Source organism: Streptomyces sp. RGM 3693, from assembly GCF_050471125.1.
Classification (GTDB): Bacteria; Actinomycetota; Actinomycetes; order Streptomycetales; family Streptomycetaceae; genus Streptomyces.
Genome location: NZ_JBMPPQ010000002.1, coordinates 1,076,191 through 1,092,902, shown reverse-complemented (window position 1 = coordinate 1,092,902; position 16,712 = coordinate 1,076,191). Strand labels below are relative to the sequence as shown.

12 protein-coding genes are annotated in these 16,712 nt (G+C 73.5%); 6 read left to right on the top strand and 6 right to left on the bottom strand.

Annotated features, from left to right (window positions below):
- Positions 1–83: 83 nt before the first annotated feature.
- Positions 84–974: a 16S rRNA (cytidine(1402)-2'-O)-methyltransferase gene (rsmI, locus tag ACO0M4_RS22275; RefSeq protein ID WP_430372645.1), complete on the bottom strand. Its 891-nt coding sequence runs from the start codon at positions 972–974 to the stop codon at positions 84–86.
- Positions 975–1,080: 106 nt separating this feature from the next.
- On the opposite strand from rsmI, the gene ACO0M4_RS22270 reads away from it, so the two are divergent.
- The 4 genes from ACO0M4_RS22270 (at position 1,081) to ACO0M4_RS22255 (ending at position 5,907) form a co-directional block, all read left to right on the top strand.
- Positions 1,081–2,820 carry a dolichyl-phosphate-mannose--protein mannosyltransferase gene (locus ACO0M4_RS22270; protein WP_430372644.1) on the top strand — a complete coding sequence of 580 codons (1,740 nt, stop codon included), beginning with the start codon at positions 1,081–1,083 and terminating at the stop codon, positions 2,818–2,820.
- A gap of 167 nt (positions 2,821–2,987) precedes the next feature.
- Positions 2,988–4,643, top strand: coding sequence for a penicillin-binding transpeptidase domain-containing protein (locus ACO0M4_RS22265; RefSeq protein ID WP_430372643.1), 1,656 nt, complete (start codon positions 2,988–2,990; stop codon positions 4,641–4,643).
- A complete protein-coding gene (locus tag ACO0M4_RS22260; protein ID WP_430373895.1) occupies positions 4,640–5,062 on the top strand; it encodes a YbaK/EbsC family protein in 423 nt (140 codons plus the stop codon). The genes ACO0M4_RS22265 and ACO0M4_RS22260 overlap by 4 nt, the downstream gene beginning before the upstream one ends.
- The gene (locus ACO0M4_RS22255; protein WP_430372641.1) at positions 5,059–5,907 is read left to right on the top strand and encodes an EamA family transporter; all 849 of its coding nucleotides are present in this window, start codon (positions 5,059–5,061) and stop codon (positions 5,905–5,907) included. The genes ACO0M4_RS22260 and ACO0M4_RS22255 overlap by 4 nt, the downstream gene beginning before the upstream one ends.
- Positions 5,908–6,177: 270 nt before the next feature.
- Here ACO0M4_RS22255 and ACO0M4_RS22250 read toward each other — a convergent pair whose 3' ends face one another.
- Complete coding sequence (locus tag ACO0M4_RS22250; protein WP_430372640.1) at positions 6,178–7,365, bottom strand: serine hydrolase domain-containing protein; 1,188 nt, start codon at positions 7,363–7,365, stop codon at positions 6,178–6,180.
- Between the two features lie 431 nt (positions 7,366–7,796).
- On the opposite strand from ACO0M4_RS22250, the gene ACO0M4_RS22245 reads away from it, so the two are divergent.
- Both ACO0M4_RS22245 and ACO0M4_RS22240 read left to right on the top strand, forming a co-directional pair.
- Complete coding sequence (locus ACO0M4_RS22245; RefSeq protein WP_430372639.1) at positions 7,797–9,020, top strand: cytochrome P450; 1,224 nt, start codon at positions 7,797–7,799, stop codon at positions 9,018–9,020.
- A 268-nt stretch (positions 9,021–9,288) separates the two neighbouring features.
- Positions 9,289–12,714 (top strand): S41 family peptidase, encoded by a 3,426-nt coding sequence (locus ACO0M4_RS22240; RefSeq protein WP_430373894.1) that lies wholly within the window; start codon positions 9,289–9,291, stop codon positions 12,712–12,714.
- A 198-nt stretch (positions 12,715–12,912) separates the two neighbouring features.
- On the opposite strand, the gene ACO0M4_RS22235 is transcribed toward ACO0M4_RS22240, so the two are convergent.
- From ACO0M4_RS22235 to ACO0M4_RS22220, 4 genes are all read right to left on the bottom strand, one after another.
- A complete protein-coding gene (locus tag ACO0M4_RS22235) occupies positions 12,913–13,104 on the bottom strand; it encodes a hypothetical protein (protein ID WP_430372637.1) in 192 nt (63 codons plus the stop codon).
- Between the two features lie 137 nt (positions 13,105–13,241).
- Entirely contained in the window at positions 13,242–14,120 is an 879-nt protein-coding gene (locus ACO0M4_RS22230) for an SDR family oxidoreductase (RefSeq protein ID WP_430372635.1), read from the bottom strand.
- Positions 14,117–15,082 carry an alpha/beta fold hydrolase gene (locus ACO0M4_RS22225; RefSeq protein ID WP_430372634.1) on the bottom strand — a complete coding sequence of 322 codons (966 nt, stop codon included), beginning with the start codon at positions 15,080–15,082 and terminating at the stop codon, positions 14,117–14,119. Before ACO0M4_RS22225 ends, ACO0M4_RS22230 begins: the two co-directional genes overlap by 4 nt.
- Positions 15,079–16,626 (bottom strand): flavin-containing monooxygenase, encoded by a 1,548-nt coding sequence (locus ACO0M4_RS22220; protein WP_430372633.1) that lies wholly within the window; start codon positions 16,624–16,626, stop codon positions 15,079–15,081. Before ACO0M4_RS22220 ends, ACO0M4_RS22225 begins: the two co-directional genes overlap by 4 nt.
- Between the last annotated feature and the right edge of the window lie 86 nt (positions 16,627–16,712).

The following is a 16,712-nucleotide window of genomic DNA, read 5'->3' as shown; positions in this document are numbered from 1 at the left end:
TACCTTCTTACAGGTCGGTTCATGGCTCTGGGCTGGGGTTTTATGCTCTCCCGAGCGGTTTGACGCTCACCCGGGCGGGCCCGTCACGCCGTCCCGGCCGCATTCCGCCCGGCATCCCGCTCGGCGGCCCGCTCGGCGTTCTTCGCCGCCACGACCGCGTCGAAGACCTCCCGCTTGGGCAGCCCGGCGTCCGCCGCCACCGCCGCGATCGCCTCCTTGCGGCGCTCCCCGGCCTCCTCGCGGACCCGCACCCGGCGCACCAGCTCCGCGGCGTCCAGCTCCGCCGGCCCGGTCTCCGGAGCGCCCTCGACGACCACGGTGATCTCCCCGCGGACGCCCTCGGCGGCCCACGCCGCCAGCTCGCCCAGACCGCCGCGCCGGACCTCCTCGTACGTCTTGGTCAGCTCCCGGCAGACGGCGGCCCGGCGGTCCGCGCCGAAGACCTCGGCCATCGCGGCGAGGGTGTCGTCCAGGCGGTGCGGGGCCTCGAAGTAGACCAGGGTGCGCCGCTCCCCGGCGACCTCCCTAAGGCGGGAGAGCCGCTCCCCCGCCTTACGGGGCAGGAAGCCCTCGAAGCAGAACCGGTCCACCGGCAGCCCGGACACCGCGAGCGCGGTGAGCACCGCGCTCGGGCCGGGCACGGCGGTGACCGTGATGCCGCGCTCGACGGCCGCGGCCACCAGCCGGTAGCCCGGGTCGGAGACCGACGGCATCCCGGCGTCGGTGACCAGCAGCACCCGCGCCCCACCGGACAGCGCGTCCGCCAGCTCGGGCGTCCGGGCCGCCTCGTTGCCCTCGAAGTACGACACGACCCGGCCGGCCGGCGTCACGTCCAGCGCCTGGGTGAGCCGGCGCAGCCGCCGGGTGTCCTCGGCCGCGATCACATCGGCGGCGGCCAACTCGGCGGCGAGCCGCGGCGGGGCGTCCGCGACGTCACCGATGGGCGTCCCTGCAAGTACCAGCGTTCCAGTCACACCCCCATCCTCCCAGCCCCGCGCCGGTGCCCGACCGGGCCCGGGCCGGTGACGCGCGGTACCGCCCGGCGCCGCGGGCCCCCGCCGCACAGACCGCTTCCCTACGATGGGCCGGGTGACGAGTGACACCAGCGCGACGCACACGGCCGCCCTGCGCACCCCGGAGCCGACCGACCGGCCCCCCGCGTGGCAGCGGCGGCTGCGCCGGTTCGGGTACGCCGGCCGCCCCGAGGCCGACGTCCGCACGCGGCTGGTGGCGCCGTTCCCCGAGCCGGACGGGCGGGTGTGGGCGCTGTTCGGCGCCGGCCCGGGCCTGGCGCTGCGGCTCGCGCGCTGGTCGGGCTGGATCGGGCCGCTGCTGGTGACGCTGTTCGCGGGCGTGCTGACGTTCTGGAACCTCGGCAGCCCGCACAAGGTGATATTCGACGAGACGTACTACCCCAAGGACGCCTGGTCGCTGCTCCAGTACGGCTACGAGGGCACCTGGGCGAAGAACGCCAACGACGCCCTGCTGGCCCATCCCCCGCAGATCCTGCTCTCGCCGGACCACTCGTACGTCGTCCATCCGCCGATGGGCAAGTGGCTGATCGCGCTGGGCGAGTGGGCGTTCGGGATGAACCCCTTCGGCTGGCGGTTCATGACCGCGCTGCTCGGCACCCTGTCGGTGCTGCTGGTCTGCCGGATCGGGCGGCGGCTGCTGCGTTCGACGGCGCTGGGCTGCCTGGCCGGCGGACTGCTGGCGGTGGACGGCCTGCACTTCGTGATGAGCCGCACCGCGCTGCTCGACCTGATCGTGATGTTCTGGGTGCTGGCCGGTTTCGGCTGCCTGTTGGTGGACCGGGACCGCACCCGGGCCCGGCTGGCGGCGGCGCTCCCCACCGACCCCGCCGGAGTCGCCCGTCCGGACGGGGAGGTCGGCGACCGGCTGCGGCTGGGCTGGCGGCCCTGGCGGATCGCGGCCGGACTGTGCCTTGGCCTGTCGGCGGCGACGAAGTGGAACGGCCTGTACTTCCTGGCGGCGTTCGCGCTGATGTCGGTGCTGTGGGACATGGGGGCGCGGCGCACGGCCGGCGCCCGGCACCCGTTCCGGGCGGTGCTGCGGCGCGACGCGCTGCCCGCGCTCGGCGCCACGGTCGTGGTCGCACTCGCCACGTACCTGGCGTCCTGGAGCGGCTGGATCGCCACCAAGGGCGGCTACTACCGGGACTGGGCCACCTCCCCCGAGGGTCAGCACAGCTCCTTCACCTGGCTGCCGGACTGGCTGCGCAGCCTGTGGCACTACCAAAGCGAGGTCTACGCCTTCCACACCGGCCTGACCACGCCGCACACCTACATGTCCAACCCGTGGAGCTGGCTGGTGCTGGGCCGCCCGGTCTCGTACTTCTACGAGGACCCCAAGGCCGGGCAGGACGGCTGCACCGCCGCCGAGGGCTGCGCCCGCGAGGTGCTGGCGCTGGGCACCCCGCTGCTGTGGTGGGCGGCCTGCTTCGCGCTGCTGTACGTGCTGTGGCGGTGGCTGTTCCGGCGGGACTGGCGGGCCGGGGCGATCGCCTGCGGCGTCGCGGCCGGCTACCTGCCGTGGTTCCTCTACCAGGAGCGGACCATCTTCCTCTTCTACGCGGTGGTCTTCGTGCCGTTCCTGTGCCTGGCGCTGGCGATGATGATCGGCGCGATCATCGGGCCACCGGGGGCCAGTGAGCGACGGCGCACCATCGGCGCGGTCGGCGCGGGTGTCCTGGTTCTGCTGATCGTGTGGAATTTCATCTACTTCTACCCGCTCTATACCGGTCTGCCGATTCCCAAGAGCGCCTGGCACAACCGGATGTGGTTCGACAGCTGGGTCTGAGCCCGCTCCGGACGGCCGGATGTGACGAACCTGTCACGACGGTTCGACAGCGTGTCACCGGACCGTGCCCGGATCGAGACTCACCACGTGCCCGTGTCCCTTAGAGTGCGATGGGCGTTCTTGGGTGCGTACTCAAGGCATCAAGCTCCTGGGAGGGGATCGGTGGCATGCGCCGCGAGGTGAAGTACGGACTGATCGGCGGGTCAGTGGCCCTGGTGGTGGGCGTCGTCGGCGGCTTCACGCTGTTCGGCAGCTCGGACGACGGGGCCCCGCAGGCGGTCAGGTCGGCGGATGCCAAATCGGGCGACGGCGGCCCCACGGTGCCCTCCGGTCCGCTGAGCGCCAAGGAAGTGAACACCACAGCGCAGATGTTCCTGACGGCCTGGCAGTCCGGGGACGTCGCGAAGGCCGCCGCGCTGACCGACGCGCCGGACGCCGCCCGCACCGCCCTGACCTCCTTCGCCCAGCAGGCGAAGTTCTCGAAGGTGGCGCTGAAGCCGGGCACCCCGGCCGGCGACAAGGTGCCGTACACGGTCACCACCGAGGTCGCCTACAAGGCCGTCAAGACGCCGTTCTCGTACGGCAGCGCGGTGACCCTCCAGCGCGACAAGACCACCGGGAAGCCGCAGGTCGCCTGGCAGCCGTCGACGCTCTACCCGGGCCTGGCCAAGGGCGACGAACTGCGCACCGGGGAGGCCGAGGCGCCGCCCATCAAGGCGGTGGACCGCAACGGCGTCGAGCTGACCGCCAAGGACCACCCGACGCTGGCCGGGGTGCTGGACAGCCTGCGCACCAAGTACGGCAGCAAGACCGACGGCAAGCCGGGCGTGGAGCTGTACGTCCACCGCGCCAAGACCGCCGACAGCAACAAGCAGCAGCCCGACAAGACGCTGAAGGTGCTCTCCAAGGGCACCCCCGGCACCCTGCACACGACGCTGGACGCCAAGCTCCAGACCGCGGCCGAGAACGCGGTCAAGGGCAAGAAGTCGGCGTCCGCGGCGGCCGTCAAGCCCAGCACCGGGGAGATCCTGGCGCTCGCCAACTCCCCCGCGGACGGCTTCAACGTCGCCACCCAGGGGTCCTACGCGCCCGGTTCGACGATGAAGATCGTCACCTCCGCGCTGCTGATGGACAAGGGGCTGACGGCGCCGGACAAGAAGAACCCGTGCCCGAAGTTCGTCACGGTCGGCGGCTGGAAGTTCCAGAACCTCAACAAGTCCGAGATCCCGGACGGCACCTTCGCGCAGAGCTTCGCGGCGTCCTGCAACAACGCCTTCATCGGGCACGCCAAGGAACTCAGCAACGACGACCTGACCAAGGAGGCCCGGGACGTCTTCGGCATCGGGCTGAACTGGGCGACCGGCATCCCCACCTTCGACGGCACCGTCCCGGTGCAGAGCGACGCCCAGATGGCGGCCTCGCTGATCGGCCAGGGCGGGGTCCGGATGAACCCGCTGAACGTCGCCTCGATCGCCGCCACCGCCCAGTCCGGCGGGTTCCACCAGCCGTACATCGTGGCCCAGTCGCTGGACAACCGGGCGTTCGCCAAGGCGGCCGGCGCGATGAAGCCGGACACCGCGTCCAACCTCAAGGCGCTGATGAAGCTGACCGCGACGTCCGGTACGGGCGCCGAGGCGATGCAGGGGATCAGCGGCGACATCGGCGCGAAGACCGGTTCCGCCGAGGTCGACAACCAGGACAAGCCCAACGCCTGGTTCGCCGCCTACCGCGATGACCTGGCGGCCGCCGCGGTCGTCCCGGCCAGTGGCCACGGCGGCACCAACGCCGGCCCGCTGGTCCGCGCCATCCTCACCGCCAACTGAGGCACCCGGGCACCCCGTTCACCCGGGGTGCCCGGCCTCCGGATCTCGTTCGCATGGCCCGTACAGCTTTCGCTAGCGTGCGGGCCATGAGCGATTCCGCGACCGACAGCCCTCCGACCGCCGCCACCAGCCAGCCCCACCCCCGCTTCGCCGAGGCCCTCACCGCGCTCGGCCTCACCGTCGAGGTCCGCCGGGCCGACGCCGCGGTCGTCCGGGAGGCCACCGGTTACGCCATCGGGGGCGTCCCGCCGTTCGGCCACCGCACCCGCACCCCCGTCCTCGCCGACCGCGCCATCCTCGCGCACGGCACGGTCTGGGCCGCCGCCGGCACCCCGCACACCGTCTTCCCGCTCGACCCGCAGACCCTGCTCGCCCACGCCGGGGCCCGGCTGGTGGACGTACGCGAGCAGACCTCTTGACGCCGCTGGTCGTGGCGGCCGTGCTGCTGGCCGCCGTCACCCACGCCAGTTGGAACGCCATCGCCCACGGGATACGCGACCAGTTGCTGGCCTTCACCCTGGTCGGCGGCGGCGGAGCGCTGTGCGGCGCGGTCCTGGCGTGCTTCACCCCGCTGCCGGCGGCCGCCGCCTGGCCGTACCTGCTGGGCTCCGCGGTGCTGCACATCGTCTACCAGGGGCTGCTGATGCAGTCGTTCCGGCTGGGCGATTTCGGTCAGATGTATCCGATCGCCCGGGGCACCGCGCCGCTGGTCGTCACCGTCCTCGCCGCGGTCTTCGTGCACGAGGTGCCGAACGGCTGGGCGCTGGCCGGGGTCGCGCTGGCCTCCGCGGGACTGGTGGGGCTGGCGGTCTGGGGCATCCGGGGCTCCGGCGCCCGCCCGCACTGGCCGGCGATAGCGGCCGCGCTCGCCACCGGCCTGTCCATCGCCTCCTACACCACCGTCGACGGCCTGGGCGTCCGTGCCTCGGGGACCCCGCTGGGCTACATCGCCTGGCTGATGATCCTCGAAGGGCTGGTCATCCCGGCGTACGCACTGGCCACCCGGCGCGGCCGACTCGGCGCCGAACTCCGGCCGTTCGCCCTGCGCGGCCTGGCCGGCGGACTGCTCTCGGTGTTCGCGTACGGGCTGGTGCTGTGGGCGCAGACCCGCGCACCGCTGGCGCCCATCGCGGCGCTGCGCGAGTCGTCGATCATCGTCGGGGCCGCGATCGGGACGCTGTTCTTCAAGGAGCGGTTCGGGCTGCCGAGGTTGGCGGCGGCGGGATTGATGGTGGCGGGGATCGGCCTGATGCTGGCCGGCTGACGCCGGGGGCGGCCCACGCGGTGGGGGTGGGGGTCATGCACCGTGCAGGGCTTCCTCAACTCCCCACCGGGGCAGGGCCCTTCCACACGCGGGAGGGTCCGGGGGGTCCGGGGTGGGTTGTCGGACGTAAAGCGCAGCAGTCCGACAACCCACCCCGGACCCCCCGGACCCGGCACCACAGACGAACCGGGGCCCCGCCCCACACACCTCTCCCGCCGAAGGCGGAACAACAGACGCCCCACGGCGGCGCACCCGACAACGTGGGGAAAATCAGCCGCCCACGGCGGCGAGCGCACGAACCAGCGCCTGCGCCCGCGGATCCGCCGTCACATTCGGCTGCATGCCGTTGGTGACGTAGCCGAAGGCGATCCCGCTCTCCGGGTCCGCGAAGGCCAGCGCGCCGCCGCGGCCGGGGTGGCCGAACGAGCCGGGGCCGAGCAACGGGGAGGACGGGCCGTGCAGCATGAAGCCCAGGCCGAAGCGGGTGTTGACGAGGAGGGTGCGGTCGGGTCCGGCGGACTCCTCGGTGCGGGCGAGGGTCAGCGTCGCCGGCGCGAAGAGCCGCGGACGGCCGTCGACCGGCCCGATCAGCGCCGCGTAGGCGCGGGCCAACGCGTCCGCGGTGGCGATGCCGGCCGAGGCCGGCAGCTCGGCGGCGCGGTAGGCGTCGTCGTTCTCGTCCGGGGCCGGGGAGATCGCGCCGAAGGCGCGACTGGTGAGGGAGGCCGGATCGGCATACGCGTCGGCGACCGCCTTCTTGGGGCGGACCCGCAGGCCGGCGGCGGCGGGCCGGGGCGGGGCTTCGACGGGCGCGAGGCGGCCGACGCGGGGGCGGGCCTCGTCCGGGAGGCCGATCCACAGGTCGAGGTCGAGCGGCCGGGATATCTCGTCGGCGACCCAGGCGCCGAGGGTGCGGCCGGTGACCCGCAGTACCAGTTCGCTCAGCAGCCAGCTGTAGGTCTGGGCGTGGTAGCCGTGATCGGTGCCGGGCGTCCAGGCGGGGGCCTGGGCGGCGACCGCGGCCGGGCCGCTGAGCCCGTCGATGGCCTGGGCGGGGGTGAGCGGGGTGTCCAGGGCCGGCACGCCGGCCCGGTGCGCGAGGAGGTGGCGGACCAGGACGCGGTCCTTGCCGGCGGCCTTGAACTCGGGCCAGTAGGTGCCGACCGGGGCGTCCAGGTCCAGCTGGCCGCGCTGGTGCAGCAGGAGCGGGACGGTGGCGGCGATGCCCTTGGTGGCGGAGCGGACGACCTGGGCGGTGCCGGGCTCCCAGGGGGCGGCCGTGGGGTCGCCGGGCTCGGCGTCGCCGTCCTTGGTGCCGCCCCACAGGTCGACGATCTTGCGTCCGTCCCGGTAGACGGCGACCGCCGCTCCCCGCTCGCCGCGCTCGGCGAAGTTGGCTGCGAAGGCGTCCCGGACCGGCTCGAAGCCGTCCTCGACCGTGCCCTGGACGTCCACCACTGAATCCCGCTTCCCACTCTTCCGTCGCTTTGGTGACCCATCAATGGTGCAACGTCGGGATCCGTGCTCATGACCAGGGGCACCGCCAGGGCCCGGGGCCGTGGCGTTCCTCACATCCGGCCGCGGGGCGGGGGCGGGCCGGGTCCGGTCAGCGCCGAACAGGGCCTGGTGGCCGTCGGGGTAGGCGTAGGCGAGGCCGGCGACGGCGAGCGAGGGGGCGGGGGTGGTGGTACTCACAGGGTCCATCCCAGGAGGCAGACGGCCAGCGCGGCGAGCGGGTTTCTGGCTCTGCAACCCGACGATGATGTGGGTCTTGCAACTAACTTGCAAGAGCGCCCTCGGGGCGGGACGCCCGGGCCGCCGCTCACGCACCCCCGCCCGCCCCCGCATCGCCATTGACTCTTGCGCCCCGCTCCCCCACCCTCCCGGCCATGACAGCCCAGGAAGCACCCCAAGCCCCGGGTTCCGGTACCGCCGGGTTCGCCCCGTGCGCCGGAGAGAGCTGGCGCGCCCCGTGGGACATGTACGCGACCCTGCGGGACTCCCGTCCCCTGCACCACGTCGCCGACGGCGACTACTGGGTCCTCTCCCGTTACGCGGACGTGCTCGCGGCCGCCCGCGACACCGCGCGGTTCTCCTCCGCCGGCGGCCTCACCTTCGGCTACGGCGAGCGCGAGCGGCTCGGCATCACCGACGCCGCCCCGATGGTGATGCTGGACCCGCCCGAGCACACCGACTTCCGACGGCTGATCACCCGCGGCTACACCCCGCGCCGGGTGACCGCCATCGAGCCGGACGTGCGCGCCTTCGTCCGGGCCCGGCTGGACCGCATCGCCGGCCTGCGCGACGGCTGCGACATCGTCGCGGAGCTGTTCAAGCCGCTGCCCAGCTTCGTCGTCGGCCGTTACCTCGGCGTGCCGGAGGCGGACCGGGCCCGCTTCGACGGCTGGACGCACGCCATCGTGGAGGCCAATGCGCAGGGCGACCCGCTGGCCGCGACCGAGGCGGTGGGCGGGCTGTTCGGCTACTTCGCGGAGCTGGTCGAACGGCGGCGCGCCGAGCCGGCCGACGACACCGTCTCCGACCTGGTCCGGCTGCTGCCGCCGAGCGACGGCACCGCGCTGCTGCGGATCCTCGGCTTCGCCTTCACCATGGTCGCCGGCGGCAACGACACCACCACCGGCCTGCTGGGCGGTGCCGCGGAACTCCTCACCTCCCATCCGGGCCAGCGCCGCACCCTGCTCGACACCCCCGCCCGGCTGCCGGCGGCCGTCGAGGAACTGCTCCGGCTGACCTCCCCGGTCCAGTGCCTGGCCCGCACCGTCACCGTCGACACCACGCTGCACGGCCGCACCGTCCCGGCCGGCCGCAAGGTGCTGCTGCTGTACGGCGCCGCCAACCGCGACCCCCGCGCGTTCGGCCCGGACGCCGACCGCCTGGACATCACCCGGGACGGGCCGCAGCACCTCGCCTTCACCCACGGCCCGCACCACTGCCTGGGGGCCGCCGCGGCCCGGCTGGTCGCCCGGATCGCACTGGAGGAACTGCTGGCCCGTTTCCCGGACTTCACGGTGGACGCGGCCGGCGGCACCTTCGCGGGCGGCCATTACGTGCGGCGGTACGCGTCGCTGCCGTTCGCCACCGGCCGGACGTGACCGTTCCGCTCGCGGGTGAGGCAGCGGGGGAGACAACGGGGAGGGCAGCGGGTCGAGCAGCGGTTGCGGCAGCGGACGGAGCAGCGGTTGCGGCACGAGTGAACGGAGCGGGGCCGTCCGGACAGGCCGAGTTGCCGCCCGCCCGCGGCGTCGAAACCATGGGGAGGTGAGCCAAAAACCCGAGGCCGCCGGGCCGCCCCCGGGGTCGAACGACACGCAACCCGCGGCCGCCGCGGACGTCCGGGAAGCGGCCGTCCCCCGCGGCCGGCTGCGCCGCGTTCCGACCGGGCCGGGCCGCCCGCCCGGGTCCTACCTGCGGTATCCGCACCTCCACGGCGACCTGCTGTGCTTCGCCGCGGAGGACGACCTGTGGCTGGCGCCGCTCGCGCCGGAGGGGGCGGAACCGGGCCGGGCCTGGCGGCTGACCGTGGACCGGACCCGGGTCGGGCATCCGCGCTTCTCCCCCGACGGCACCCGGATCGCCTTCACCAGCTGGCGCAGCCTGGACCCGGAGGTCCACCTGGTGTCCGTGGAGGGCGGCCCGGCCCGGCGGCTGACGTACTGGGGCAGTACCGACGCCCGGGTCTGCGGCTGGACGCCACCGGACCACGAGGGGCAGTCGCAGATCCTCGCGGTGTCCTCGCACGGCCAGCCGTTCTCGTACTACTCGTGGGCGTACAGCCTGCCCACCGACGGCAGTCCCGGCGGCCAGCTGCCCTGGGGGCCGGTCGCCGACATCGCGCTGGCCGACCTCGACGGGGAGCGGCGGACCCTGCTGCTCAGCGGTAAGCCGCCGCACGAACCGGCGTCCTGGAAGCGGTACCGGGGCGGGGCGATGGGGCGGATGTGGCTGCACGGCACCCGGCTGCTGCCGGATCTGTGCGGGCACCTGGGCTCGGTGATGTTCACCGCCGGCCGGATCGCCTTCCTCTCCGACCACGAGGGCATCGGCAACGTCTACTCGTGCCGCCCCGACGGTACGGATCTGCGCCGGCACAGCGACCACCCCGACTTCTACGCCCGGCACGCCTCCACCGACGGTTCCCGGATCGTCTACCAGTGCGCCGGCGACCTGTGGCTGATCGACGACCTGGCCCCGGGCGCGGTGCCGCGGAAGCTCGCGGTGCGGCTGGGCGGTCCGCGAGCCGGCCGCCGCAGCTACCAGGTGCCGGCCGCCGCGCACGTCACCGGCCTGGCGGTGGACGCCACCGGGCGGGCCAGCGCGGTCGGGGTCCGCGGCAGTCTGTACTGGCTCACCCACCGCGACGGCCCGGCCCGGACCATCCACGACACCCCGGGCGTGCGGGTGCGGCTGCCGGTGATGCTGGGCGCCACCGGGCGGATCGCGTACGTGACGGACGCCGAGGGCGAGGACGCCATCGAGATCGCCAACCTGCCGCGGGCCAGCGGGCCTGGCACCCCGCGCCGGCTGGCGGCCGGGGCGGTGGGCCGGGTCCACGAGTTGATCTCAGCGCCGGACGGCGAGCGGCTGGCGGTGGCCACCCACGACGGGCGGCTGCTGCTGGTGGAGACCGGCACACCGGAGGAGACCGGTACGCCGGTGGAGACCGGCACACCGGAGGAGGCCAGTGCCCCGGAGGAGGCCGGTACGCCGGAGAAGGCAGCGGGCGGTGACGCCGGCCCGGCCGGCGGGACGGCCGGCGGGACGGCCCAGGTGGTCACCGAAGTGACCCGGTCCCGCAACGGCCCGGTCCGCGATCTGGCCTTCTCCCCCGACTCCCGCTGGCTGACCTGGTCGCACCCGGGCATCGGCCGCACCCTGCGGATGATCAAGATGGCCCGGCTGTCCGACGGGCACATCGTGGACGTCACCAACGGCCGCTTCGAGGACGAGCAGCCGGTGTTCACCCGGGACGGCCGGTACCTCGCCTTCCTGTCCTGGCGCGGTTTCGACCCGGTCTACGACGTCCACACCGGCGACCTGTCGTTCCCGCTGGGCTGCCGCCCCTACCTCGTGCCGCTGTCGTCGGCGACCCCGTCCCCGTTCGCGCTGTCCCCGGAAGGGCGGCCGGCGGCCGGCGGGCTGGATCCGGACGAGAACCCCCAGGCCGGGGAGGGGCCGGTGCTGGTGGAGGTGGAGGGGCTGGCGAACCGCGTCACGCCGTTCCCGGTCGCCGCGTCCAAGTACTCCTCGCTCCGGCCGGTCAGCGGCGGCGGTCTGGTGTGGCTGCGGTGGCCGATCTCCGGCGCGCTGGGCGAGACCTTCGCCAACCCGGCCGACACCTCCGGCCGCCCCACCCTGGAGCACTTCGACCTGACCAAGGCCCGGCGCACCGAACTCACCAGCTCCCTGGACGGGTTCGCGCTGAGCGGCGACGGCACCCGGCTGGTCGTCAACGACGAGGGCGAGCTGCGCGCGGTGCCCGCGACCGAGTCGGCGGACAGCGACACCACGGTCTACCTGGACCTGCGGCGGATCCTGCACGACGTGGATCCGGAGGCGGAGTGGCGGCAGGCGTTCGACGAGGCGGGCCGGATCGTCCGGGCGTACTTCTGGGACCCGAAGCTGTGCGGCATCGACTGGGAGGACGTGCAGGCGCAGTACCGGCCGCTGCTGGAACGGGTCGCCAGCCCCGACGAGTTCGCCGATCTGCTGCGCGAGGTACTGGGCGAGCTGGGCACCTCGCACGCCTACGTCACCGGCGCCCGCCGCAACGAGGGACCGCCGCACTACCAGCGCCCAATCGGGCTGCTCGGCGCCAACTTCGTGTGCCGGGACGGCCGTTGGGTGGTCAAGCGGATCCTGCCCGGCGAGTCCTCGGACTCCAAGGCCCGTTCGCCGCTGGCCGGTACGGGCATCCGCGAGGGCAGTGCGCTCACCCACGTCGACGGCCGCCCGGTGGACCCGGTGGCCGGCCCGTACCCGCTGCTGGCCGCGGCCGGCGGGACGACCGTGGAGCTGACTTTTGCCCCGCCGGAGAGCGAGGGCAACGGTCACGCCCGGCGGGTCGCGGTGGTCCCGCTGATCGACGAGCGGCCGCTGCGCTACCAGGACTGGGTGGCCAAACGGCGGGCCGTGGTGCGGAAGTTGAGCGACGGCCGGTGCGGCTACCTGCACATCCCCGACATGGGCGGCTCGGGCTGGGCGCAGTTCAACCGCGATCTGCGGCGGGAGGTCGCGATGCCCGCGCTGGTCGTGGACGTCCGCGGCAACGCCGGTGGCAACATCTCCGAGCTGGTCATCGAGAAGCTGACCCGGACCATCATGGGCTGGGACCTGACCCGGGACGCCGAGCCGGTGTCGTACACCAGCAACGCGCCGCGCGGTCCCGTGGTCGCACTCGCCGACGAGATGACCTCGTCCGACGGGGACATGATCACCGCGGCGTTCAAGCTCCAGGGCATCGGGCCGGTGGTCGGCACCCGGACCTGGGGCGGGGTGGTCGGCATGACCGGCCGGCACCGGCTCGCGGACGGCACCCAGATCACCGTCCCGATGAACGCGGCGTGGTTCCACCTCTACGGCTGGGGCGTGGAGAACCACGGCGTCGAGGTCGACATCGAGGCGCTGCGCTCCCCGCTGCACTGGGCGGAGGGCCGGCACCCGCAGCTCGGCGTCGCGGTGCGCACCGCACTGGAACTCCTCGACCGCCATCCCGCGGCGACCCCGCCGGACCTCTCGGACGTCCCGGACCGGCGTCGACCCCCACTCCCGCCGCGCGGCACCGAGTAACCACCGCCGCCCAACCACCCTGCGGGGCAACCCGGTTCCGGCACAACGACACCGACCCGACCCCGGCCGGCACATCGACACCGACCCGGCCGGCGCAACGAAAAGGCGCACCCGGGTTCACCGGATGCGCCTCTCCGCGAAAGGACGAACGACCCTCGTTCAGGACGTCAGACGCCCATCACTCTGGACGCCAGGGCGTCAGCTCTGGTAGCGGTCCTCGACGTCGTCCAGCGCCTGCTGGCCACGCTCGCGCGGCTGCTGGCCACGCTCCGGGGACGGCTTACCGCGCTCCGGGGACGGCTTACCGCGCTCCTGGCCCTGCTGGGCCCGCCGCTTGGCCTCGTCCTTGAGCTGCTGCGCCTTGTCCTTGAACTGGTCTTCGATGCCCATGCTGTTCACTCCTGTGGGGGTGTTGGGGATCGGGCTCGATAAGCGTGACACGAACCGACATTCGTCGCATTTCGATCACAATCGGACACTCTCCGTGGTCACCCCCGGGCCGGGGCCGGCCCGCCGCCCGGGCCCCGCTACCCGTTCACCCGGGCCTTCTCGTCCGCCTCGCCGCCCGCCCCGACCAGCCCCGGCCGGAACCCGTCGAGCCGGTCCCCGAACCGTCGCATCTCGCGCTGCCCCACCGTCCCGATGAGCGACGGCAGATAGCCGCGCACCGACTGCATCCCGCGCAGCCACCACTGCCCGTAGACGTGCGGGGAACGGCGCTCGATGCCGGCCACGATGCGGTCCACGGCGGGGCCCAGCGGATAGGTCTTGTTGGACGGCCAGGGCAGCCGGGCGCGCAACTCCCGCATCAGGTCCTCCCGGTCGGCGCCGCGCACCATGTCGGTGTCGGTCCAGCTCAGGTACCCCACCCCGACCCGGACGCCCTTGTAGCCGACCTCCGCGCGCAGGCTGTGCGCGAACGCCTCCACGCCCGACTTGGAGGCGCAGTACGCGCTCATCATCGGCGCCGGCGTGAGCGCGGCGAGCGAGGCGATCTGGAGGAAGTAGCCGCGGGACGCCATCAGCACCGGCAGGAACGCCCGCGCGGTGACCGCGCCGCCGATCAGGTTGACCTCGATGACCCGGCGCCAGGCCACCGGGTCGGAGTCCACGAGCGGGCCGCCGGTCGCCACCCCGGCGTTGGCGACCACCACATCGACCTTGCCGAAGCGGAGCTTGACCTCCTCCGCGACCCGGGCCATCGCCTCGTGGTCGGTGACGTCGGCGTGCCAGTGGTGGGCCGGGCCGTGCAACGAGGCCGCGACCTCGCGCAGTTCGTCGGGCTCCAGGCCGACCAGCGCCAGGGTCGCCCCGCGCGCCGACAACTTGCGCGCCAGTAGCGCCCCGACACCGCGCGCCGCGCCGGTGACGACCACCACCTGACCGTCGAGCTTGCTTCCGTTCACGCCGCCTTCTCCTTCTTCTGCCGGGCCGACCGCGTGCCCCGGGGGGCCGGGGCGGTGGCCAGATGGTCGCGGACGAGTTCCCGCAGGCACCCGGCGACCGCGTCCGGGTCCTCGATCGGGGTCATGTGGCCGAGCCCGGGAAGTTCGGTCAGCCCCGCGCACTGCGGGAGGACGGAGGCCAGCCGGCGGGCGTGCACGACCGGGGTGAGCCGGTCCGCGGTGCCCGCGAGGACCGCGGTCGGCACCTCCAACCGGCTGACTCCACGGGTGAGTTGGAGTTCGCGCAGCACATGCCCCCAGCGGGCGCGGACGCCCGGCGGGCAGGCGTGCACGATCCGGGCGCACGCCTCGATCTGCTCGGCGCTCGACCCGGCGCCCATCGTGGCGTACCGCAGGGCCCACTTGGCGGGCGGGGAGACCGGGCCGAGCGGGGCGCGGGAGCCCAGCAGCAACCGGTGCGCCCGGCGGCGGCCACCGGGGGTGGGCAGCGGGAACACCCGGGACTCGGCGGGCAGATCGGCGCTGCCGGTGCTGCACAGCAGGGCCGCCGCGGCGCGGGCGCGCAGTTCGGGCCGTTCGGCGGCGGCCATGATCGTCATACCGCCCATGGAGTGCCCGCCGATGACGGCCCGTTCACCGGGAGCGAGGGTCTGCTCCAGGACGGCGACCAGGTCGTCGGCGAGCGCGCGGGTGCTGTAGCCGGCGGGCGAGACGGCCGGGCTGCGCCCGTGCCCCCGCTGGTCGTAGACCACCACCTGGTGGGTGTCGGCCAGTTCCCGGACGACCGGCGCCCAGAAGGCGGTCGAGCAGGTCCAACCGTGCGCCAGGACCACCGTCGGGGCGCCCTCGGGCCCGTGGAGCTCGGCGTACAGCCGGGACCCGTCGGCGGAGGTGACCTCCAGCGTCCTACGGGGCACCGGCGGGGCGTAGCGGCCCCGGGTGAGGTGTGCCGGCTGCTTCACGCCGCCACCTCCTCGGTGACCGTCCGGCCGGTGCCGGCCGGGGCCGGTTCGTCGTCGGGTCCCTCCTTCGGGGGCCGGATCACCTGGTACTCGGCGAGGTCCACCTGCCGGGTCATCCGGCGGAACTCCGCGGTGGTGCCGGGCCAGGCGGTGGTGTTCCGCCCGTTGGCGTCGAGGTACCAGCTGTCGCAGCCGCCGGTGTTCCACACCGTGCGCGTCATCCGCTGCTGGATGGTGCGGGTCCACGCGTCGACGGCGGACCGGCGGGCGTCCAGGGCGATCCGGTCGCCGAGCACGTCCAGCTGGCGCATGAAGTCGACGAGGTAGTTCAGCTGCGCCTCGATCATCAGGATCATCGAGCTGTTCCCCAGGCCGGTGTTGGGCCCGATGATGGTGAGGAAGTTGGGGAAGCCGGCCGCGCTGGTGCCGCGCAGCCCCTCCATGCCGTCCTTCCACTCCTCCGCGAGGGTGGTGCCGTGGGCCCCGGTGACCCGCTGCGCGATCGGCATGTCCGTGACGTGGAAGCCGGTCCCGAAGATGATCGCGTCCACCTCGGCCTCGCTGCCGTCCGCCGCGACCAGGACGTTGCCCCGGATCTCGCGCAGTCCGGAGGTCACCACGTCCACGTTGGGCCGGGTCAGCGCCGGGTACCAGGTGTTGGACAGCAGGATCCGCTTGCAGCCGATGCGGTAGTCGGGGGTGAGCCGGGCCTGTAGCGCCGGATCCTTGATCGCCTTGCGCATGTGCGACTTCGCCAGGCTCTCGACCGGCCCCAGCTCACCGGGCCGCTTGGTGAACGCGCTGACCTGCAACTCCCTTATGCTCCACAGAAGTTGACGGCGCAGCTGGCGAGTGGCCGGAACCTTGGTGTGCAGCCACCGCTCCACCCCGGTGATCCGCCGGTCGACCCGCGGCAACACCCACGGCGGGGTCCGCTGGAACACCGTCAACGCGTCGACCTGCGGCTGGATCGCCGGCACGATCTGGATCGCGGAGGCCCCGGTGCCGACCATGGCGACCCGCTTGCCCCGCAGGTCGTAGTCGTGGTCCCAGCGCGCCGAGTGGAAGACCTTGCCGGGGAAGTCCGCCAGGCCGGGGACGTCGGGTATCTGCGGATCGGAGAGCGGGCCGGTGGCCGACACCACCACGTCAGCGGTGAGCGACCCCTGTGCGGTCTCGATCTCCCACCACAACTTCTCGGTGTTCCAGCGCAGTTGGCGCACCTCAGCGTTGAAGCGGAGGTGCGGCCGCAGCCCGAAGGTGTCCGTCACCCGCTCCAGGTATGCCCGGATGTGCCGCTGCCCGCTGAAGTTGCGCGGCCAGTCCGGATTGGGCGCGAACGAGAACGAGTACAGGTGCGAGGGCACGTCGCAGGCGCACCCCGGATAGCTGTTGTCCCGCCAGGTGCCCCCCACCGAGTCCGCCCGCTCCAGGACCACGAAGTCGGTGATCCCGGCGCGCCGTAGCCGTACGGCGGCACCCAGGCCGCCGAACCCCGATCCGATCACCGCCACCCGCACATGCCGCTGCCCGTCGTCGGCCATGCCGCCACCTCTCGAAGTCGACGCTCCACCGTCCCGCAACCGCGCCAGCAATCACTGGCATGATTGGCACGGTTGGAGCGTAGGAC